Source organism: Nonomuraea cavernae (assembly GCF_040655715.1).
GTDB lineage: Bacteria > Actinomycetota > Actinomycetes > Streptosporangiales > Streptosporangiaceae > Nonomuraea > Nonomuraea cavernae_A.
In genome coordinates this window covers 318,054-336,736 of record NZ_JBFAKL010000002.1, presented here as the reverse complement: position 1 = coordinate 336,736, position 18,683 = coordinate 318,054, and the positions used below count along the sequence as shown (strand labels likewise).

Sequence of the window (18,683 nt, the reverse complement as noted above, 5' to 3'; positions counted from 1 at the left end):
GCGCAGCAGGACTGCCGGTGACGGAATGTCGTCTATCGCCGGGTATGCCCCGAATGAGGTGAATAACCATAAAAAGGGGTTATATGGCGACCGTCGAGGAGTGCGACCATGGCCACACAGTCCACCGCCGCCCGTCAGCGGTTCGGCGACTTCGCGCCGAAGTTGGTCGAGCTGACCGACGGCGTGCTGTTCGACGACGTCTGGGAGCGGGACGAACTGTCCCCTCGGGACCGGAGCCTGGTCACCATCACCGCGCTGGCCGCGTTGTACCGCACCGACCAGATCGAGTTCCACCTGCGCAAGGGCCTGGACAACGGCCTGACCAAGGACGAACTGGTCGAGGCGATCACCCACCTGGCCTTCTACGCCGGCTGGCCGGCCGCCATGACCGCGATGAACACCCTCAAGACCATCGTCGAGCGGGCCGAGGACGACATCGGCTGACGCGGCGCCGCGTCAGCCGGTGAGCCAAGCCATGGAGCTCCACAACCGGCGGCCGGCGGGCCACGCGCGGGCGGGCCGGTCCCGCCTGTGACCCGAGCCCATGACTGAGAGCCCAGGACCGAGAGCCCCGGACCCGAGAGCCCCGGACCCGAGAGCGAGGAGCCATCATGCGAGGAGCCGTCTTTCACGCCCCCGGCGACGTGCGCTTGGAAGAGCGTCCCGCCCCGGCGGTCGTCGATCCCGGCGATGCCGTCCTCCGCACGGTCGCCACCTGCGTGTGCGGGTCCGACCTGTGGTACTACCGCGGCATCACCCCGTTCCCGGAGTCCACACCGATCGGGCACGAGTACGTCGGCGTCGTCGAGGAGGTCGGCGGCGAGGTCACCACGATCAAGCCCGGCCAGTTCGTCATCGGCTCGTTCTTCGCCTCGGACAACATCTGCCCCAACTGCCGGGCCGGCTACCAGAGCTCGTGCCTGCACCGTGAGCTCATGCTCGGCTGCCAGGCCGAGCTGGTCCGGGTCCCGCTGGCCGACGGCACCCTGGTGGCCACTCCCGGCGAGCCCGCCGCCGAGCTCGTGCCCAGCCTCCTGGCCCTGTCGGACGTCATGGGCACCGGCTGGTACGCCGCCGCGGCCGCCGAGGTCAAGCCCGGCGCGACCGTCGTCGTGGTCGGCGACGGCGCCGTCGGGCTGTGCGGTGTGCTGGCCGCCGCGCAACTCGGTGCCGAGCGGGTGATCGCCATGAGCCGTCACGAGACGCGGCAGAGGCTCGCGAGCGCGTTCGGCGCCACCGACCTCGTGACCGAGCGGGGAGACGAGGGCGTCGCCCGCGTCAAGGACATGACCGACGGAGTCGGCGCGGACTCCGTGCTGGAGTGCGTCGGCACCCACGAGTCGATGCTGCAGGCCCTGCTCTCGACCCGGCCCGGCGGCAACGTGGGCTTCGTCGGCGTCCCGCACGGAGCCGACCTCCCGGTCGAGGAGCTGTTCTACTCGCAGGTAGGGCTGCGCGGCGGTCCCGCGCCGGTGCGCCGCTTCCTGCCCGACATGATCGAGCGGGCGTGGGACGGGCGGATCGACCCGGGCAAGGTGTTCGACCTGACGCTGCCGCTGGAGCAGGTCGCCGACGCCTACCGCGCCATGGACGAGCGCCGCGCCATCAAGGTGCTGCTGCGCCCCTGACCCGGCGGGGGAGCCGGCGTGCCCGGCACCGTGCTCAGGGGGTGCCGGTGTGGCGCGCGACGACCCCGGCCGCCAGCTCGGCTCCGTCGAACGCGCCGGAACGGGCGCGGCCGGCCAGGGTGCGGGCGATGATCCGGTCGGTGACCGAGGGCAGGTGCCGGGCCAGGAACAGCTCGACGGCGCCGCGGCGGGTGGTCGCCAGGTCGCGGCGGGCCCGACGGCCGAGCGCGGCGCGGAGCACCGCGTCGACCACGCCCTCCAGCGGCTCGTAGCTGCTCATGCCCTCCAGCGACAGGCCGGCGGCGGCGGTCGAGTCGTGGATGGGGCTGCGCACCGCCGACGGGTAGACGCAGGTGACGGTGACATGGGTGCCGATCTCCAGGCGCAGCGCGTCGGCGTACGCGACGAGCGCGCGTTTGGAGGCGCCGTACGCGGCCGCGAGAGGCAGCTGCATGACGGCCATCCGCGAGGAGAGCATGACGACCCGGCCGCGGGATCGGACGAGGGCGTCCACGCAGGCGGCGGTGACACGCCAGGTGCCGAGCAGGTTGATGTCGAGCTGGCGGCGGGCCTCGGCTCCGGGCGGCAGCTCGGCCGGGGCGGGGCCGCCGACGCCGGCGTTGTTGATCAGCAGATCGAGGCCGCCGAGCTTTGCGATGGCGGCCGCCACGGCGGCGGGCACGGCGGCGTCGTCGGTGATGTCGCAGGCCAGGACCTCGACCGGGTCGTCAGAGCGCGGAGCCAGGTCCAGGCCGACGACGTGGGCGCCGAGCCCGGCCAGCCGGGCGCTGATCGCCCGGCCGAACGTGCCGGACGCACCGGTGACGATGACGCGCAGGCCGCGCGCGTCACGGCGGCGGCCGGTCGTACGGCCAGGGGAACCAGGGGAGGCGGGGGAGGCGGGGGAAGTGCTCACGCGCGGGTCTCCTCGCGGCGGGTAGGGGTGAACGGCCGGGCGCCGCGCAGCAGCCGCGCCCGGCCGGCCTTCATCTCGCGCGGCAGCGCGGCGACGTAGCGGTCGAAGTCGACGCGCATGGCCGGGCGCCGGTCGCCCCACCGCTCTGTGGCGGCGCGCAGCGCGCGGGCGACGGAGCGCCGCTGCTCCGCTGCGGAGGGCAGCGCGTAGCGGCCGGACAGGTGGGCCGCGACCAGTTTGGCCTGGGCCTCGACGATGGGCAGTGCCGCGCCGGTCGACTGCATGAGCCCGACGAAGGCCAGGCTCGGATCCCGCAGGTGGAAGATGCGCTGGTACAGCGGCAGCCGTTCCGGATCGTCGCCGAGCCAGTGTGAGGTGAGGAAGGGCATGGTCACGCGGTAGCCGGTGGCCCAGACGATCACGTCGACCGGGTCGGAGGCGCCGCCCGTGAAGACGACGCGCTCGCCGTCGAGACGGTCGACGCCCGGCCGGGGGGCCACCTCGCCGTGGGTGAGGCGGTGCAGGATGGTGTCGCTGATCGTGGGGTGGTTCTGGAAGAGGCCGCCCGAGGGGGCGGGCAGTCCGTAGCTCTGCGGGGCGCCGACGGCCAGCCTGAGCAGGGTCTCGGCGATGCGCTGGCGCAGCCGCCAGGGCAGCGCGGACATGGCGGCGCCGGTCGCGTCGGCGGGCCGGCCGAACAGGTATTTCGGCACGATGTGCACGCCGTGACGGGCGGAGAGCAGGACGGGGCCGCGCGCGACGTTGGAGGCGTCGGCGGCGATGTCCATCGCGGAGTTGCCCATGCCCACCACCAGCACCCGCCGATCGCGGAAGACGTCGGGAACGCGGTAGTCGTGGGCGTGCATCTGGGTGCCGGCGAACGTGCCGGGGTAGCCGGGATCCGGCAGCCGCGGGTCCCAGTTATGGCCGTTGGCGACGACGACGGCGTCGTAGCGGCCGGTCTCTCCCGATTCGGTCGTCACGGTCCAGGAGTGCCCGGCGCCATCGCGCTCGACGGAGCCGACCGTGGCGCCGAACCGCAGATGCGGGGTGAGGCCGAAAGTCTCGGCGTAGTCGGCGAGATAGCCGGCCACGTGGTCGGCCGACGGGTAGTCGGGCCACTCGGCGGGCATCGGGAAGTCGGCGAACTCGGTGCGGCCCTTGCTGGTGTTGAGGTGCAGGGAGGCGTAGGCGGGGGACAGGCCGCTGCTGTTGTCGCGGGCCCACAGGCCGCCGGGCCGGTCGCCCTTCTCGTACGTGACAACGTCGAGGCCGGCGTCGAGCAGGGCCTTGGTGGTGGCGAGTCCGGCCGCTCCGGCGCCGATCACGGCGACACGGCAGGCAGGGAGCATGGGGGCGTTCTCCTCGAGGGGCGCGGCTACGTCAGAGGGCGCGGCGAGTGGGGTCACCACCCGCCTGTGGACGCCTGTTGTGGCGGTTTCCAACGTATGGCCTGATCGGGGCCCGGACCATGGTCCTCCTTACGGTTTTGCCGTCCCGGGTTGTGAGGAATCACAACCTCGGGCACGATCACGGGGTGGATTCTCGCGACGACTGGACTCCCGTGGGCGACCTCATCGAACGGATCGCCGGCGACGCCGACCTGATGGCGTCGGTCGTGTCCGTGGTGCGGGCGAAGGTGCGGGAGATCGCCGTCCTGCCGTCGCCTGACATCGCCGGGCACACCCGCGCGCTGCTCGTGGCGGCGACCCGGGCGCTGGCGGCCAGGCGCGGCCCGACGGAGGCGGAGCTGTCGTTCGTGGAGGAGCTCGCCGTCACGCGGGCCCGGCAGGGCGTGCCCATCGAGGCGGTTCTGGGGGCCATCCACGTGGCCGAGCGGGCGATCTGGTCGCGGGCCCGGGAGGTCGCCGGCGCGGCAGGGGTCAGTCCTGATCGCCTGCTGGACGCTCGCGAGCTGTACGACGACTGGGCGGAGGCCATGCGGGCCAGGCTGATCGCGGCGCACCATGCCACGAAGGCGGTGCAGGGCCCGCGGACCTGGGATCGGGAGGCGTCGATCCTGCGCCGCCTGCTCGACGGAGGTTCGGCGGCCGCGCTGGCGGCGGCCGAGGCGGGCCTGCCGGTCACCGGCGGCCTGTGGGTGGTGGCCGCCCGTCCGGGCGAGGCCGCGACGGCCCTGGAGCGTTCGCTGCGTGAGCAGCCCCCGGTGCTGTGCGCGGTGGTGGACGGCCTGCTGGTCGGGGTGCTCGGCCGGGCTCCGTCGGGCCGCGCCGCCAGGCCAGGGACGGTGGCCGGGCTCGCCGGTCCCGCCGATCCCGAGGAACTGGCGACCGTACGACGTCTGGCGATCACCGCGCTGAACGCCGCCGAGTCGACGGGCCGGGACGGCGTGGTGCACGTCGCCAGGGTGCCGGCGCTGGCCGCGATGGCCGACCGTACCGAGCTGGCGGCGGTGCTGCTCGACCATCACCGCCCGGCGTGGACGGCACTCGGCACGCGGGCCGAGCCGATCGCCCGCGCGGTGTGCGCCTGGCTGGAGGCCGACCGCGACGTGGCCAGGGCGGCCGAGACGCTGTTCGTGCACCCCAACACGGTGCGCAACCGGCTGCAGCGCTTCGCCGACGTCACCGGGATCGACCCGTACGCGACGTTCGGCGCGGTGGACGCCTGGTGGCTGTGCCACGCCTGGCTGACCCGGGCCTGACCGTACCGGCTGCGCGACGGCGAGACCGGCTACCGCTGACCGGCCGTCCTCGATTCGGTGATGAGCCTGAAGGTCACCGCCGACGCCCACAGCCAGATCAGCGCCCCGCCGAGCAGCAGCCATCTCAGGTCCGCCAGCGGAAAGGCGGCGAACCCGAGGACGAGGTAGGCCGGCGCGGTCACCAGGCAGTAGGCCGCCCACCCGCGCTGCCCGAGCCGGGCGAAGCGGCGGGCGAAGACCAGGCAGGCCACGATCAGGGTCAGGCCGGTGAAGACCGGGGCCAGGTTGTGCAGCATGCCGTGCCAGCTCGGCTCGCTCACCACGTCAGGCGTGCCTGGTGGGAAACCGGCGGCCGGATCAGTGGGAAACACGCCGCCCCAGATCAGCCCGAACCCGTACAGGCCGATCAGTAATGGCCCCCACGTCCCGGCGGGACCCGGATGCAGCAGGCGCCGCAGGCCGACGGCGGAAACCAGCACCAGCAGGCCGGAGACGACGAAGTTGGCCGTCTGGATCCAGCCGCTGTCGCCCAGGCTCAGCTGGCTGAGCGCGTGGCGCACGGGATCGAACCCGTCACGGGTGAGCTCCTGGACGACGACCGTGGCGACGAACAGCGGGCCGGCGGCGACACCGCACCACAGAAGGGGCGTCGTCCTGGACGAGGTGGCTACGGGCGCCGTCTCGGGCGCTTGCCAGGCATGACTCATGTGCACTCATTTCCTCGGGATGCGCGTACCTTTTCAAAAGGAATCTTGAATATAAAAATCAATTTTGTCAATGCGCCATCGCGATCTTCCTCCGAGGTGGGGTGGTCGCCCTCCCTTCCGCGACGTCTGGTGGGGCCGGCCGGTCGCTCAGCCCTTGAGCCGCATGGCGGGAGCGGCCGTGCGGACGAACCCCAGCGAGCGGTAGAGCGGCTCGCCCTGTGTGGAGGCGCGCAGGTGGACGGTGGTGATCCCGCGGTCGCGATACCAGTCGAGCAGTGCCGTCACGCAGAGCCGGGAGTAGCCCCGTCGCCGGTAGGCGGGATCGGTCACGACGTTGTAGACGTATCCGGACACTCCGCTGGGATTCCTCGGGCCTCCGAGCCGGAACTCCACGGCGCCCACCGCGCAGGCCGCCAGCTCGCCCGGCCGGTCGGGGCGCTCCACGACGAACGCGACCATCGACGGGTCCGGCTCGTCCAGCCGGCGGCACAGCGCCTCCCTGGCGCTCCCCATCCATGCGTCGCCGCCAGACTCCTGTCCCGGCATGTCGGCGAACATCACGCTCCGCAGTCGTACCAGCTCCGCGGCGTCCGCCGCCGTCGCCCTTCGCGCGTCACCCATCTGCCAGACCATAGCCCGCCCCGGCTCGCGGTGGCCGGGCTCCGGCCTGCTCCGGCTAGGTGGCCGGGCGGGCGAGCCAGTCCGCGAAGCGGGTTTCGGCGATGCGCGCCTCGCCGACGGGGATGAGGGTGTCCTCGGCCAGTTCGATGCCGAAATAGCGCGCGTGGGGGTCGGGCACCACCTCGCGCGGATCGCGCCACGCGCTCAGGCCGCGCCGTACGAGGTCGTCGAGATGGAACCGCTCGGGCCCGGCGACCTCGACGACGCCGTTCACCGGCGGGCCGACGGCCACGTCGGCCACGGCGTCGGCGATGTCGCCGGCCGCGATGGGCTGGATGAGCGCGGTCGGCATGCGGATCGCGTCGCCTTCGGAGCCCGCCTCGGCGATGCTCTTGACGAACTCGAAGAACTGCGTCGCCCGGACGATCGAGTAGGGGATCGAGGACTCCTTGATCAGCTCCTCCTGCGCGTTCTTCGCGCGGAAGTAGCCGCTCTCGGACAACCGCTCGGTGCCCACCACGGACAGCGCGACGTGATGTCCGACGCCCGCCTCCGCCTCCGCGGCGAGCAGGTTGCGGGTCGACGTCCTGAAGAAGTCCAGCGCCGCCTTGTCCTCGAAGGAGGGGGAGTTGGACACGTCCACGACCACCGGCGCGCCCTGCAAAGCCGCCGCCAGGCCGGCGCCGGTGAGGGTGTCGACGCCCGAGGACGGCGACGCGGGCACCGCCTCGTGACCGCGCCCGCGCAGGTCGTTCACCACTTTCCTGCCGATGAGTCCGCTGCCGCCGATGACCACGATCTTCATGGGATCCCCCGTCCGCCGCCCTGCCGACCCGGAGAGATGTCCGCACCGCTCACCGGTCGTCTCTGGCACCTTTCTGACGGTTGACATCCTCCCCTCGTCAACGAGGAGGAATCCCACGGCCGCCGGTCAGGGTTCCTGTCTCGACCTGGCCCTCGCGCCGGCGGAACGCCGGACGGGTGTGCTCCGCCGCGCTGCGTGTCGTCACAGGGCGGGAGCGAGGCCGGCCACGGCGTCGCCGATCCGGCCGCGCCACAGGCGGGCCTGCTTGGGCATGTTCCAGCCGAGGACGCCGGTGATGGTGGCGTCGCGGTGGTAGAGCGCGACGAAGCGGCGTGCGGCCGGGTCGCCGTCCACGACGGTCATCTCGGCGCCGGCGGACGGGGTCCCGTGGACGTGGATCCTGGCGTCGAACTGGTCGGTCCAGAAGTAGGGCACAGGGCGGTAGGGCCGGTCGTCGCCCAGGATGCAGGACGCGACCAGGCCGGCCTGTTCGGTGGCGTTGGTGCGGTTCTCCAGCCTGATCAGCGTGCCGAGCGTGTCGTGGTGCCAGCGCGCCACGTCGCCGGCGGCGTAGACGCCCGGGGCGGCCCGGCAGCGGGAGTCGCACACCAGACCGTCGTCCAGCCGCAGGCCGCTGCCGGCCAGCCAGCCGGTCTCGGGGACGGCCCCGATCGCGACCACGACCACGTCGGCCGGCAGCACCTCGCCGGTAACGAGGCGCACGCCCGTGACCCGCCCGTCGTGCCCGTCCAGCCCGCTGACCCCGGCGCCCGGCCGCAGCCGCACGCCGCGCTCGGCGAGCAGTCCCGCGATCATCGGTCCGAGCTTGCCGGTCAGAGGCGCGGGCTCGGGGCCGGCCAGGGTGACCGCCGCTCCCAGCTCGCGCGCGGTGGCGGCGATCTCGGCGCCGAGCACCCCGTCGCCGACCACCACCAGCCGCGCCGGATCCCGCAGGTCGGCCCGCAGGTCGGCCCGCAGCGCGAGCGCGTCGTCGAGGGTGCGCAGCACGTGGACCCCGGCCAGCCCGTCCTGTCCGGGCAGCGTGCGCGGACGCAGTCCCGTGGCGACCACCACGGCGCCGGCGCGCAGGGTGCGGCCGGACGTGGTGTGGACCGCGCGCCGCTCCACGTCCAGCCCGACGGCCGGGTCACCGAGCAGGAACTCGGCGCCCAGGGCAGACAGCGCCTCCCGTGGCCGCAACCGGGCGCGGTCAGGGGCCCAGGCGCCGGACAGGACCTGCTTGGACAGAGGCGGCCGATCGTAGGGCAGGTGCGGCTCGGCACCCAGGACGGTCAGGCCGCCCCGGTAGCCCTTGCGCCGCAACGCCTCGGCCGTGGCGAGCCCGGCGGCGGAGGCGCCGACCACCACGACGCCGGCGGGAACGCTCACCCGGCGTCGCTCAGTTCGATGGCGGACGCGGGGCAGACGGCCGCGGCCTCGCGTACCGTAGCGTGCAGGTGCTCGGCCGGCTCGGCCTCCAGCAGGAGCACGATCCCGTCGTCCTCACGCTGGTCGAACACCTCTGGCGCGAGCAGCACGCACTGGCCGGCGCCGCAGCACCTGGCCTCGTCCACGATGACTTTCATCAGGGGATTCCTTTCTGTATCAGGTCGCGTCGGGTGTGACGGGGGCCGTCCACACCGCCGCGATCGCGTCGATCAGCCCGGTGGCCGCGCCGTGCCAGCCGGCGCGGGGGGTGGGCAGGCCGTCGGCGAGCGCGCGTTCGCGCTCGGCGCACATGTGCAGCAGCAGGTGCGAGGCCATGTCACCGCGTTCGGCCCGCACCTCGGGCGGCAGCTCGGGCAGGCAGCGGTTGAGCCCGTCGAGGATGTCCAGGAGCGTGGGCGAGGTGAGCGCCTCGTCGATCATGATGTCGCGCAGGGCGGGATCGGTCAGTACCTGGACGCTGAACCGGGCGAACCACGTGGGGTTGCCCAGGGCGGCCAAATGCTCGGTGAACGGGCGCACCAGGCAGGCCACCCAGTGCCGTACCTCGGCGGAGTCGCCGGCCTCGGCCAGCATGCGGGTGCGGATGCGCTCGATCGGCTCCACGTGCTTGCGCACGATCGCGCGCACCAGGTCGGTCTTGGTGCCGAAGTGGTAGCCGACCGCGGCGTTGTTGCCCTGCCCGGCGGCCTCGCTGACCTGGCGGTTGGACACGGCGAACACTCCGTGCTCGGCGAACAGCCGCTCCGCCGCCGCCAGGATCTGCTCACGCGTCGCGTTGACCCGCTCGGCTCGGGCCGCCATTCCTCACCACCGCACCGGGACTTCGCGCAACCCGCCGACGACCAGGCCGTCCACCTTCGGCAGGTCGTCCACCGGCACGGCGAGCTCCAAGGTCGGCAGCCTGCGCAGCAGCACCTCCAGCACGACCTGCAGCTCGGTGCGGGCGAGCGCCTGGCCCAGGCAGGAGTGCGCCCCGGAGCCGAAGGACAGGTGCGGATTGGGGCTACGGCCCAGGTCCATCTCGCCGGCGCCGTCGAAGACGCTCTCGTCGCGGTTGGCCGCGGCCATGCTGCAGATCACGGTCGTGCCGCGCGGCAGCACCGTGTCGCCGACCTCGGTCTCCTCGCGGAGGTAGCGCGGCAGGCCGAAGCCCGAGTTGGCGTCGAACCGCAGCGACTCCTCCACGGCCGTGCGCACCAGCGACCGGTCGGCCAGCAGGCGCTCCCAGCGGGTGCGGTCGGCCAGCAGCATGCCGACCATCTTGCCGATCATGTTGGCGGTCGTCTCGTGCCCGGCCACCAGCAGCGCGATCCCGGTGACCAGCAGCTCGACGTCGGACAGCCCGCCGCCTTCGGCGTCGGCGCTCCTGATCAGCTCGCTGATCAGGTCCTCGCCCGGCTGCTCCCGCTTGGCGGCGACGTGCTCGGACATGTACTGGGCGAACTCGGCCTGCGCGGCGTCGATCTCCGCCTTGGCGAACTTGGTCAGGTTGAGCATCGTGTCGGACCAGTACGCGAACCTGTCGCGGTCGGCGGCGGGCACCCCGAGCAGGTCGCAGATCACGTACACGGGCAGCGGGAAGCCCAGGCTCGCCTTGAGATCGGCGGGCCGGCCGCGCTTGACCATGTCGTCGATGAGCTGGTCGGCCATCTCCTCCATCACGGGTCGCAGCGCGGCCATCCGCTTGGCGGTGAACCACTTGCCGACCAGCCGCCGCCAGCGCTGGTGCCCCTCGCCGCTGTCGGGGATCACCTGCGCCATCTCGCTGCTGAACAGCCCGCCCGAGTCGTCGGCCGACAGCCGCGCCGCGTCGTCGGCGTTGAGCAGCCGGGTGAAGCGCGGGTCGGCCAGTACCTGCTTGACGTCCTCGTAGCGGGTCAGCAGGGAGGCCTCGTCCCCGCTGGGCAGCTCGACCCGCGCGACCGGGCACTGGCGGCGCAGCAGCGCCCACTCGGCCGGCGGCTCCAGCGGCGCGTCGTTCGGAAGGGGATAGCTCAGCGGCTGCTTACTGATGTCCTGGCTCATCGTCACCTCTCTGGTCAACCTTCACCGTCAGGCAACCAGAGCCCGCGAATCAAAGTCAAGCGACTGACTTAAAACCTTCGCCAAGACGTACGCGAGGCCGGGAAGCAGTGCGCCGCGAGCCGGTGCCGCCCGCCGCCGAGATGATCCCGGGGGCGCGCGACGTGTCGTTCAGCGCGGACGACGGGGTCCGGCTCGGCGCCTGGTTCGTCCCCGGCGACCACGACGTGACCGTGCTGATCGCGGGCGGCCGCCGAACCACCTGCCTCCGGCGACCGGCGCGACCACTCACCCGCCGTACGGGCGCGTGATGATCTCCAGGTTGTGGCCGTCCGGGTCGGACCAGTAGAGGCCGCGGCCGCCGTCGTGGGTGTTGACGGTGCCGGGCTGGTCGTGGCGCGGGTCGGCCCAGAACGTGAGGCCGCGACCCTTGATCCGGTCCCAGATCTGGTCGAACTCCTCCTCCGTGACCAGGAAGGCGTAGTGCTGCGGGTGCACCGGACCGCCGCTCTGCATCACGTCCAGGGAGACGCCGTTGCCCAGCTCGACCACGCGGAACGGGCCGAACAGGGGCGCGGGCTCCAGCCCCAGCAGATCGGTCAGGAAGGCCGCGGTGCCGTCGCGGTCGGTGGATTCGACGATGGTGTGGTTCAGCTGCACGGCCATGGCGCGGCCCCCTCCGCTCGCTCCGGGTCTTCCTCGAACCTAACCCGGGCCCGGCGCGGGCGGCACTCCGCCACGCGGCACCCGCCTTAGGGGTGATAAATCCGGCGACTCCGGCGAGCGACCGGGGTAGGGTTCCAGGGTCCTGTCGTCTCCGATAGAGGTGGACGTTGCGCATCTGAGGTCCGCGAACACCGCGCGGTACGGTCTGGTCCGTACACGTCACGCCGCAGCCTGCCTTCCCGGCCGCCCGTGACCCCGCGTGGAATGCGACCTCGGTGCATGAGCCGTCCTCACCCTTCGGAGGGCCGCCGCACCCCTCTTCCGGCCCGGTCGCCGCGTGGTGCTCGCACACGAAGTCCCCATCCACCGCGTGCGACTGCGAGAACCACCATGGCCAATTCCATCAATGCCTCCGTGACCTGCTCCGCCCTGTCCTTCCGATGGCCCGACGGCACGACCGTCTTCGACGGGCTCTCCCTCAGCGTCGGCCGGGGCCGCGTCGGCCTGGTCGGCGTCAACGGCTCGGGCAAATCCACCCTGCTGCGGCTGCTGGCCGGCCGGCTGCGCCCCTCCCAGGGGTCGGTGACCGTGGGCGGCAGCCTCGCCTACCTGCCGCAGAACCTCACCCTCGACACGACCCTGCGCGTCGACCAGGCGCTGGGCATCGCCGAGCGGCGCGCCGCGCTGCGCGCCATCGAGGCCGGAGACGTGCGCGAGGAGAACTTCGAGACCGTCGGCGACGACTGGGACGTCGAGGAGCGAGCCCTGGCGACGCTGGGCTCCCTCGGGCTCGGCGACGTCGAGCTGGACCGCACCGTGGGGCAGTTGTCCGGCGGGGAGACCGTTCTGCTGCGCCTGGCCGCGCTGTTGCTGGAGCGTCCCGACGTGCTGCTGCTCGACGAGCCGACCAACAACCTCGACCTGTTCGCGCGCCGCCGGCTCTACGAGGCCGTCGACTCCTGGCGTTCCGGCGTGCTGGTCGTGGTCAGCCACGACCGCGACCTGCTGGAGCGGGTGGACCGCATCGCCGAGCTGCGCGCCGGATCGGTCACCTGGTACGGCGGCGGCTGGTCGGCCTACGAGGAGGCCCTGGCCGTACAACAGGAGGCGGCCGGGCGGATGCTGCGGGCCGCCGAGGCGGACGTGCGGCGGCAGAAACGCGAGCTGGAGGAGACCCAGATCAAGGTGGCGCGCCGCCAGCGGCTCAGCAAGAAGCTGGACGCCCAGCGGCGGGCCCCGAGGATCGTCGCCGGCGAGCGCAAGCGATCGGCGCAGGAGTCCGCGGACAAGCTTCGCGGTCTGCACGAGGAACGCCTGGAGGAGGCGCGCGAGCGGCGCGAGGAGGCCGCGGACGCGATCCGCGACGACGCCGAGATCCGGGTGAGCCTGCCGCACACCGCCGTGCCCGCGGGCCGTACGGTGCTGAGCCTGCGCGAGCTGAGCCTGCGGTTCGGCAGGCTGCGCGGCGGCGATCTGCGGGTGCACGGGCCCGAACGCGTCGCGCTGGTCGGGCGCAACGGATCCGGCAAGACCACGCTGCTGCGGACCCTCGCCGGTGAGGTCGCGCCGCTGACGGGCGAGGCGAGGACGTTCGTGCCGCTGCGGTTCCTCCCGCAGCGGCTGGACGTGCTGGACGACGAGCTGAGCGTCGCCGCGAACGTGGCCCGCCTGGCCCCCGGCGTCACCGACAACCACATCCGCGCCCAGCTCGCGCGGTTCCTGTTCAAGGGGGCGCGGGCCGAGCAGCCGGCGGGCACGCTGTCGGGCGGTGAACGCTTCCGGGCCGCCCTCGCGGCGACGATGCTCGCCGCTCCGGCCCCGCAGCTGCTGATGCTGGACGAGCCGACCAACAACCTCGACGCGGCCAGCGTGCGGCAGCTGACCGGCGCTCTCGACTCCTACCAGGGCGCGCTCCTGATCGCCGGGCACGACCTGCCGTTCCTCGAATCGGTGGGCATCACCCGCTGGCTGCTCCTCTCGGACGAGCTCCGGGAGACCACCGCCGAGGAGGTGCGCGACCTGCTGGAGGCGACGGCGGGCTGACCACCCGGGGATCGTCCGCTAGGCGGGCAGCGGCCGGTCGTTCACCACGTGCTTCATCACGAGCGTGGAGTTGAGCCGCTGCACGCCCGGCAGCGCCGACAACACGTCGTCCTCCAGCTCCTGGTAGGCGGTCAGGTCGGCGGTGACGACGCGCAGCAGGTAGTCGGGGTCGCCGAACAACCGCTGGGCCTGGACCACCTCCGGCACCCGCGCCACCGCCTCCTCGAAGCCCAGCAGCGTGTCACGGTCCTCCTGGCGCATGGTGACGAACACCAGCGCCTGGAACGTCAGGCCGACCGCTGCCGGGTCCACGATCGCCCGGTAGCCGCGGATGACGCCGCCGCGCTCCAGCTCCCGCAGCCGGCGGTGGCAGGGCGAGACGCTCAGGCCCACCCGCGCCGCCAGCTCCGTGATCGTCAGGCGGCCCTCCTCCTGCAGGACGGCAAGGATTTTCCGGTCGATCGCGTCCATGAAGAAGATCATTCCACAATCGCCACTGAAGGGGGCAAAAGTTGGAAGCACTTTCGGGCTGATCGACACTATTCTTCGCCCATCATCGCTATCAGGGGAGATGGTGGGCATGACGGCCGGTTCCGTGTTCGCCTTCTGGGGGGTCGCGCTCCTGCTCATCGTCGTGCCGGGCGCCGACTGGGCGTTCACCATCGGCGCCGGGCTGCGCGGCCGGTCGGTGTACCCGGCGGTGAGCGGGCTGGTCGTCGGCTACGCCGCGGTCACCCTCGTCGTCGCGGCCGGGGTCGGCGCCCTCGTCGCCGCGAACCCGGTCATCCTGACCGGTCTCACCGTGGTGGGCGGTCTCTACCTGATCTGGCACGGCACGACGACCTTCGCCCGCCCGGCCACCTTCACCGCGCCCGCCGACGGCCCGGCCGGCAACGACTGGACCACCTTCCTGCGCGGGATCGGCGTCAGCGGCCTCAACCCCAAAGGGTTGCTGATCTTCCTCGCCCTGCTCCCGCAGTTCACCGACCCGCGCGGCGCCTGGCCGGTCGCCGCGCAGATCGGCGTGCTCGGCCTGGCCTTCATGACCACCTGCGGCCTGTTCTACCTCGCCGTCGGCCGGCTCACCCGCGCGCTCCTGTACGGCCGCCCCGCCGGCCGCCTGATCAGCCGCCTGTCCGGAGCCGCCATGATCGGTGTCGGCGCCTGGCTCCTCATCGATCGTCTGCTGGGCTGAACCGCGCCGATCAGCGGGGTGCCGAGGCCGGGGCCCTAACGCGGGGACGTGGGGAAGCACCATCCGTCGAGGAGCTCGCTGATCGTGGCGGCGCACAGCAGGTGCGGGTGCAACTGCCCGGCCCGCTCACGCGAGATGCCACCGGCGAGGGCGGCGTCGATGAGCGCGGCGCCGATCCACTCGCGGTCGGCGGGCTGCCCGTCGTCCTTGGTGATCAGCAGCTCGCCGGCGGGCCGGCTGAGGCGCAGCACGTCCAGCAGCCGGCGGGCCGGCCGGGGCACCGGGACGGCGACGATGTCGCCGCCGTGGTTGCGGAAGGTGATGACGCTGTGCTCGGTGCCGTCGACCTCGGCCACGGTACGCAGGGCGCGGGCGGTCAGGCCGGCCAGCGTGCCCATCGGGGCTCCGGTGCCCTCCAGCAGCGCGATGGCGGCGGCGGTGGCCAGCCGGCCGTCGGCGGCCAGCCGGGCGACGCCCTGGCGCAACATCCGGCGTTCCTCGCGGGAGAGCGGCCGGCGGGCGCGGGCGGCCTCGATGGGCGCGGCGCCGGGGTCGTCCCCCAGCGCGCCGCGCAGCCGGGCGTAGGTGTAGAAGGACGACAGGGTGGCGCGCCTCTTGGCCACCGTGGAGCTTCCCAGCGGTTTGCCGGGTGAGCGCACGCCCACGGTGAGCGCGCCGGAGGCGGCGGCGTCGCGGTAGGAGTCGAGGTGCTCCTCGGTGACCGCGAGCAGCTCGACCGCGGGCCGAAGGTCGTGCAGCCAGCGCAGGAAGGCGGCCAGCACCCGCAGGCGGGTCCGCCGGCCGGCCGGGGAAGGGGTGTCGGCCAGCCAGCCGGCCACGGTGTGCCGGGCCTGCTCGTCGAGGGCGTCGATCAGATCGACGTCGCCGCCGGGCACCTCGCCGCCGTCGCGGGCCCGGCGGCGCGGCCGTAGCCCGGCGATCTCCCCGACGCTGGTCACCGGCGGGCCGGTCGGCGGAGCGGCGGTCTCGGTCACCCCTTGGACGCCGGTTGAGCGGGAGCCGAGTGGCAGGGTCGTCCTCGATGCCGGCCTGCCGCCGTCGAGTGGGTGCGTGTTCATCGACCGCTCCAGGTGACGACCAGATCAGTGGGGAAGTTCAGCCGGAAGCCCCCGAGCCGCCGGCCGGAGCCGGCGGGCACGTCGCCGCCGGCCGGATCGGGGCACGGGCGCGCGAGGCGGGCGCGGGTAGGTGCCGGCGCTCGCCCAGCGGTCGCGGGGTGGCTGGAGGCCGCCGCGATGGCGCAGCGGCGACGGGACGGCGAGCTGGGGAGTCCGGTCACGATGGTGATCGTCTCACGATGGCCGCGTGGGCTCCAATTCCGGCAGCCCTGCGTGACCGCCCGTCCCGGGTAGAACGCCGTTCGGTTGGCGCGTAGGGTGGCGTGATGCGCGCGTTGATCTGTGAGAAGTTGGGCTCGGTCGCGGTGACCGAGACGGAGGACCCGGAGCCCGCCGCCGGCCAGATCGTCATCGCGGTCGAGGCCGCGGGTGTCAACTACGTGGACGGGTTGTTCGTCCACGGCCGCTACCAGATCAAGCTGCCGCCGCCGTTCGTGCCGGGCAGCGAGGTCGCCGGCACGGTCAGCGCCGTCGGGCCGGGCGTGACCTGGCTGGCGGTGGGCACGCGGGTGGCGGCGGTGTGCGGGCTGGGCGGGTTCGCCGAACGGGTCGTCGTCCCGGCCGCCGGCGCGGTGGAGATCCCCGACGCCCTCGACGCGGCCCGGGCCGCCACGTTCGCCCAGAGCTACTGCACGGCGCTGTTCGCGTTGCGGAACCGAGGCGGGCTGCGGGCGGGGGAGACCGTGCTCGTCCTGGGCGCGGGCGGCGGGGTCGGGCTGGCGGCGGTGCGGGTGGCGACCGCGCTCGGCGCGACGGTGCTGGCCGGGGCGTCGAGCGAGGACAAGCGGCGGGCCGCCCGCGACGCGGGAGCCGTCGCCGTGGTCGACACGACCACGCGGAGCGTCAAGGAGGCGGCCCGTGAGTTCTCCTCCGGCGGGGTCGACCTGGTCTACGACCCGGTGGGCGGTGACCTGGCCGATCCGGCGCTGCGGTCGCTGCGGCCGGGCGGCCGTTACCTGGTGATCGGGTTCGCCTCGGGGGCCATCCCGTCGCTGCCGCTCAACCAGGTGCTGCTGCGCAACCGCGCGGTCGTCGGCGTCGACTGGGGCGCCTGGTCGATGTCCGATCGCGAGGGGCAGCACGCCCTGCTCACCGAGCTTCTCGGTCTCGTCGCCGACGGCGTGCTGAGCCCGGCCGCCCCGGCGACCGCCCCGCTGGAGTCGGGGGCCCGGATCCTGGACGACCTCCTGGAGCGCCGCGTCACCGGCAAGGTCGCCCTCATCCCCTGAGCGCGGGCGTCTCCAGGGCGGCCGGCCCGGCTCGGCGGACCGCGTCGTGCGGCCCTCGACCGCGACGGTCCTCGCCCCGCCGGGTTCCGGCGGGGCGAGCACGCTGCGGCGGCCTCGGTCAGACAGTGACCGGCCTCGCCAGGTAGCGGCCTCGCGGGTCGCCCACGATCTTGCCGTCCTCCAGCACGTGCCGGCCGCGCAGGAAGGTGTCGGTCACCCTCGCGGTCAGCTCGAAGCCCTCGAACGGCGTGTACTCCTGGGTGGACTCGGAGTCGGCCGCGCGCACGGTCCAGGACGAGTCCGGGTCGACGAGAACGAAGTCGGCGTCGAGGCCCTCGGCGATCGCGCCCTTGGTCCGCAGGCCGAACCGCCGCGCGGGGTTCCAGGAGAGCAGCCGGGCGACGTCGCCGTAGGACAGCCCGCGCCGGGAGCCCTCGCTGATCAGGCCGGGCAGCAGGTACTCGGCGCCGCCGAACCCCGACTTGGCCACGAAGACGTCGTCGCGCGGCTCGCCGAACTTCTGCTCGTCGCGGCAGCAGGCGTGGTCGCTGACCACCCAGTCGACCTTGCCGTCGAGCAGGTGGCCCCACAGCGCCTCGACGTCCTCGCGCGGGCGCAGCGGCGGGTTGACCTTGCCGCCGATGCCGCTCGCGGTGGTGATGTCGGCGAGCAGGTGGCCGATGGTCACCTCGCGGCGGAAGTCGATGTGCGGGAACGCCTCCGCCATCCGCAGCGCCGCGTCCATCGCCTTGGCCGACGACAGGTGCAGCAGGTTGATCGTGGGCAGCCCGGTCTCGTGCGCGAGGTAGGAGGCGATGCTGACGGCCAGGCCCTCCGAGTGCGGGGGACGGGAGGCGCTGTAGGCCTCCAGGCCGGTGAGCGTGCCCTCCTCCTCCACCATCTTCGTGTACGCGCTCATGATCTCGGCCGTCTCGCAGTGCAGGGACAGCGAGATCTCGTCGGCCAGGTCGGGGAACTGCTCGCGGGCCGCCTGGATGCCGCGCATGACGAACTCGAAGTGCGCGTAGTCGTACCGCTCGCCCTCCGGGATCATGAGGAACGAGTTCTGGTCGGCGGAGCGCCCGTGCAGGCCGTGGCTGCCGTAGAACATGAACACCTTGAACGACGTCACCCCGTGGTCGCGCACCAGGGCGGGGATCTCGTCGATGTGCCTGCGCATCATGGGCGCGAGGTGGAAGGCATAGTCGACGTACGAGCGGTCCTCGGAGCCGTCCAGGACCTCGGGGAAGACCTCCCCGTACGGGCCGCCCTTGTTGAGGTAGTACTGGCCGGTGCGCATGTAGGTGAGGGCGGAGGTCACGCCGCCCTGGGCGCAGGCCCGGCTCTCGGTCTCGGTGTCCACGGCCAGCGGGTTGTAGATGCCCCAGTGCTGGTGGGCGTCCACCGCGCCGGGGAAGGCCAGCTTGCCGCCACCGTCCACGACGGTGTGCGCCTCGGCCGGGTCGAGGCCCGGCGCGACGGCGGCGATCCGGCCGTCGAGGATGCCGATGTCGGCGGTCTCCGGCTCGGGCCGGTCGTGCCGGACGACCCTGACGTTGGTGACGATCACGTCGAACGATGCCACGAGGTTCTCCTTG

The 18,683-nt window shown here is 73.1% G+C and carries 20 protein-coding genes and 2 pseudogenes; 8 read left to right on the top strand and 14 right to left on the bottom strand.

Features of this window, described 5'->3' with window-relative positions; genetic code table 11:
- The first annotated feature begins 108 nt into the window (after positions 1–108).
- Positions 109–444 carry a carboxymuconolactone decarboxylase family protein gene (locus AB0I38_RS04495; protein WP_358461749.1) on the top strand — a complete coding sequence of 112 codons (336 nt, stop codon included), beginning with the start codon at positions 109–111 and terminating at the stop codon, positions 442–444.
- Between the two features lie 167 nt (positions 445–611).
- Positions 612–1,628: a zinc-dependent alcohol dehydrogenase family protein gene (locus AB0I38_RS04490; RefSeq protein ID WP_358461746.1), complete on the top strand. Its 1,017-nt coding sequence runs from the start codon at positions 612–614 to the stop codon at positions 1,626–1,628.
- Between the two features lie 34 nt (positions 1,629–1,662).
- Here the strand turns inward: AB0I38_RS04490 and AB0I38_RS04485 are convergent, their stop codons facing one another.
- Both AB0I38_RS04485 and AB0I38_RS04480 read right to left on the bottom strand, forming a co-directional pair.
- Entirely contained in the window at positions 1,663–2,544 is an 882-nt protein-coding gene (locus tag AB0I38_RS04485; RefSeq protein ID WP_358461743.1) for an SDR family NAD(P)-dependent oxidoreductase, read from the bottom strand.
- On the bottom strand, positions 2,541–3,896 hold the full coding sequence (locus AB0I38_RS04480) for a flavin-containing monooxygenase (protein WP_358461740.1): 1,356 nt from the start codon (positions 3,894–3,896) through the stop codon (positions 2,541–2,543). Before AB0I38_RS04480 ends, AB0I38_RS04485 begins: the two co-directional genes overlap by 4 nt.
- A 185-nt stretch (positions 3,897–4,081) precedes the next feature.
- On the opposite strand from AB0I38_RS04480, the gene AB0I38_RS04475 reads away from it, so the two are divergent.
- The gene (locus AB0I38_RS04475; protein WP_358461737.1) at positions 4,082–5,209 is read left to right on the top strand and encodes a helix-turn-helix domain-containing protein; all 1,128 of its coding nucleotides are present in this window, start codon (positions 4,082–4,084) and stop codon (positions 5,207–5,209) included.
- Between the two features lie 29 nt (positions 5,210–5,238).
- Here the strand turns inward: AB0I38_RS04475 and AB0I38_RS04470 are convergent, their stop codons facing one another.
- The 7 genes from AB0I38_RS04470 to AB0I38_RS04440 form a co-directional block, all read right to left on the bottom strand.
- Positions 5,239–5,916 carry a DUF998 domain-containing protein gene (locus tag AB0I38_RS04470; protein ID WP_358461734.1) on the bottom strand — a complete coding sequence of 226 codons (678 nt, stop codon included), beginning with the start codon at positions 5,914–5,916 and terminating at the stop codon, positions 5,239–5,241.
- 147 nt (positions 5,917–6,063) lie between these two features.
- Complete coding sequence (locus AB0I38_RS04465) at positions 6,064–6,537, bottom strand: GNAT family N-acetyltransferase (RefSeq protein WP_358461731.1); 474 nt, start codon at positions 6,535–6,537, stop codon at positions 6,064–6,066.
- 55 nt (positions 6,538–6,592) lie between these two features.
- Positions 6,593–7,342, bottom strand: coding sequence for an SDR family oxidoreductase (locus AB0I38_RS04460; protein WP_358461728.1), 750 nt, complete (start codon positions 7,340–7,342; stop codon positions 6,593–6,595).
- A gap of 201 nt (positions 7,343–7,543) precedes the next feature.
- Positions 7,544–8,731 (bottom strand): NAD(P)/FAD-dependent oxidoreductase, encoded by a 1,188-nt coding sequence (locus tag AB0I38_RS04455; protein ID WP_358461725.1) that lies wholly within the window; start codon positions 8,729–8,731, stop codon positions 7,544–7,546.
- Positions 8,728–8,928 (bottom strand): ferredoxin, encoded by a 201-nt coding sequence (locus tag AB0I38_RS04450; protein ID WP_358461722.1) that lies wholly within the window; start codon positions 8,926–8,928, stop codon positions 8,728–8,730. The genes AB0I38_RS04455 and AB0I38_RS04450 overlap by 4 nt, the downstream gene beginning before the upstream one ends.
- Before the next feature lie 19 nt (positions 8,929–8,947).
- A complete protein-coding gene (locus AB0I38_RS04445) occupies positions 8,948–9,592 on the bottom strand; it encodes a TetR/AcrR family transcriptional regulator (RefSeq protein ID WP_358461719.1) in 645 nt (214 codons plus the stop codon).
- Between the two features lie 3 nt (positions 9,593–9,595).
- Complete coding sequence (locus tag AB0I38_RS04440) at positions 9,596–10,816, bottom strand: cytochrome P450 (RefSeq protein WP_358461716.1); 1,221 nt, start codon at positions 10,814–10,816, stop codon at positions 9,596–9,598.
- A gap of 107 nt (positions 10,817–10,923) precedes the next feature.
- Here AB0I38_RS04440 and AB0I38_RS04435 point away from each other — a divergent pair, with 107 nt between their 5' ends.
- Complete coding sequence (locus AB0I38_RS04435) at positions 10,924–11,124, top strand: hypothetical protein (RefSeq protein WP_358461713.1); 201 nt, start codon at positions 10,924–10,926, stop codon at positions 11,122–11,124.
- Here the strand turns inward: AB0I38_RS04435 and AB0I38_RS04430 are convergent.
- On the bottom strand, positions 11,102–11,479 hold the full coding sequence (locus AB0I38_RS04430) for a VOC family protein (RefSeq protein WP_189125644.1): 378 nt from the start codon (positions 11,477–11,479) through the stop codon (positions 11,102–11,104). The two genes, AB0I38_RS04435 and AB0I38_RS04430, sit on opposite strands and share 23 nt — an antisense overlap.
- A 264-nt stretch (positions 11,480–11,743) precedes the next feature.
- Here AB0I38_RS04430 and AB0I38_RS40365 point away from each other — a divergent pair.
- Together AB0I38_RS40365 and AB0I38_RS40360 are read left to right on the top strand one after the other, a co-directional pair.
- Positions 11,744–12,463 (top strand): annotated as a pseudogene (locus AB0I38_RS40365) (ATP-binding cassette domain-containing protein); the annotation flags it as partial.
- 135 nt (positions 12,464–12,598) lie between these two features.
- Positions 12,599–13,340, top strand: a pseudogene (locus AB0I38_RS40360) (ATP-binding cassette domain-containing protein); the annotation flags it as partial.
- 200 nt (positions 13,341–13,540) lie between these two features.
- Here AB0I38_RS40360 and AB0I38_RS04420 read toward each other — a convergent pair.
- Entirely contained in the window at positions 13,541–13,993 is a 453-nt protein-coding gene (locus AB0I38_RS04420; protein ID WP_358461706.1) for an Lrp/AsnC family transcriptional regulator, read from the bottom strand.
- 109 nt (positions 13,994–14,102) lie between these two features.
- Here AB0I38_RS04420 and AB0I38_RS04415 point away from each other — a divergent pair, with 109 nt between their 5' ends.
- Positions 14,103–14,717 carry a LysE family translocator gene (locus AB0I38_RS04415; protein ID WP_358461703.1) on the top strand — a complete coding sequence of 205 codons (615 nt, stop codon included), beginning with the start codon at positions 14,103–14,105 and terminating at the stop codon, positions 14,715–14,717.
- A gap of 35 nt (positions 14,718–14,752) precedes the next feature.
- Here AB0I38_RS04415 and AB0I38_RS04410 read toward each other — a convergent pair whose 3' ends face one another.
- Together AB0I38_RS04410 and AB0I38_RS04405 are read right to left on the bottom strand one after the other, a co-directional pair.
- Positions 14,753–15,796 carry a hypothetical protein gene (locus AB0I38_RS04410; protein WP_358461700.1) on the bottom strand — a complete coding sequence of 348 codons (1,044 nt, stop codon included), beginning with the start codon at positions 15,794–15,796 and terminating at the stop codon, positions 14,753–14,755.
- Positions 15,793–16,017, bottom strand: a complete 225-nt coding sequence (locus tag AB0I38_RS04405; protein ID WP_358461697.1) for a hypothetical protein — start codon at positions 16,015–16,017, stop codon at positions 15,793–15,795. Before AB0I38_RS04405 ends, AB0I38_RS04410 begins: the two co-directional genes overlap by 4 nt.
- A gap of 105 nt (positions 16,018–16,122) precedes the next feature.
- Here AB0I38_RS04405 and AB0I38_RS04400 point away from each other — a divergent pair, with 105 nt between their 5' ends.
- Complete coding sequence (locus AB0I38_RS04400; RefSeq protein ID WP_358461694.1) at positions 16,123–17,085, top strand: NADPH:quinone oxidoreductase family protein; 963 nt, start codon at positions 16,123–16,125, stop codon at positions 17,083–17,085.
- A gap of 118 nt (positions 17,086–17,203) precedes the next feature.
- On the opposite strand, the gene AB0I38_RS04395 is transcribed toward AB0I38_RS04400, so the two are convergent.
- Complete coding sequence (locus AB0I38_RS04395; RefSeq protein ID WP_358461691.1) at positions 17,204–18,670, bottom strand: dihydroorotase; 1,467 nt, start codon at positions 18,668–18,670, stop codon at positions 17,204–17,206.
- Between the last annotated feature and the right edge of the window lie 13 nt (positions 18,671–18,683).

Excerpts from the sequence above, each read along its gene's own strand:
- AB0I38_RS04420 (WP_358461706.1), bottom strand. The coding sequence starts at position 13,993 with ATGGACGCGATCGACCGGAAAATCCTTGCCGTCCTGCAGGAGGAGGGC.
- AB0I38_RS04465 (WP_358461731.1), bottom strand. The coding sequence starts at position 6,537 with ATGGGTGACGCGCGAAGGGCGACGGCGGCGGACGCCGCGGAGCTGGTA.
- AB0I38_RS04445 (WP_358461719.1), bottom strand. The coding sequence starts at position 9,592 with ATGGCGGCCCGAGCCGAGCGGGTCAACGCGACGCGTGAGCAGATCCTG.
- AB0I38_RS04460 (WP_358461728.1), bottom strand. The coding sequence starts at position 7,342 with ATGAAGATCGTGGTCATCGGCGGCAGCGGACTCATCGGCAGGAAAGTG.
- AB0I38_RS04470 (WP_358461734.1), bottom strand. The coding sequence starts at position 5,916 with ATGAGTCATGCCTGGCAAGCGCCCGAGACGGCGCCCGTAGCCACCTCG.
- AB0I38_RS04480 (WP_358461740.1), bottom strand. The coding sequence starts at position 3,896 with ATGCTCCCTGCCTGCCGTGTCGCCGTGATCGGCGCCGGAGCGGCCGGA.
- AB0I38_RS04440 (WP_358461716.1), bottom strand. The coding sequence starts at position 10,816 with ATGAGCCAGGACATCAGTAAGCAGCCGCTGAGCTATCCCCTTCCGAAC.
- AB0I38_RS04410 (WP_358461700.1), bottom strand. The coding sequence starts at position 15,796 with ATGAACACGCACCCACTCGACGGCGGCAGGCCGGCATCGAGGACGACC.
- AB0I38_RS04490 (WP_358461746.1), top strand. The coding sequence starts at position 612 with ATGCGAGGAGCCGTCTTTCACGCCCCCGGCGACGTGCGCTTGGAAGAG.
- AB0I38_RS04400 (WP_358461694.1), top strand. The coding sequence starts at position 16,123 with ATGCGCGCGTTGATCTGTGAGAAGTTGGGCTCGGTCGCGGTGACCGAG.
- AB0I38_RS04450 (WP_358461722.1), bottom strand. The coding sequence starts at position 8,928 with ATGAAAGTCATCGTGGACGAGGCCAGGTGCTGCGGCGCCGGCCAGTGC.
- AB0I38_RS04495 (WP_358461749.1), top strand. The coding sequence starts at position 109 with ATGGCCACACAGTCCACCGCCGCCCGTCAGCGGTTCGGCGACTTCGCG.
- AB0I38_RS04415 (WP_358461703.1), top strand. The coding sequence starts at position 14,103 with ATGACGGCCGGTTCCGTGTTCGCCTTCTGGGGGGTCGCGCTCCTGCTC.
- AB0I38_RS04430 (WP_189125644.1), bottom strand. The coding sequence starts at position 11,479 with ATGGCCGTGCAGCTGAACCACACCATCGTCGAATCCACCGACCGCGAC.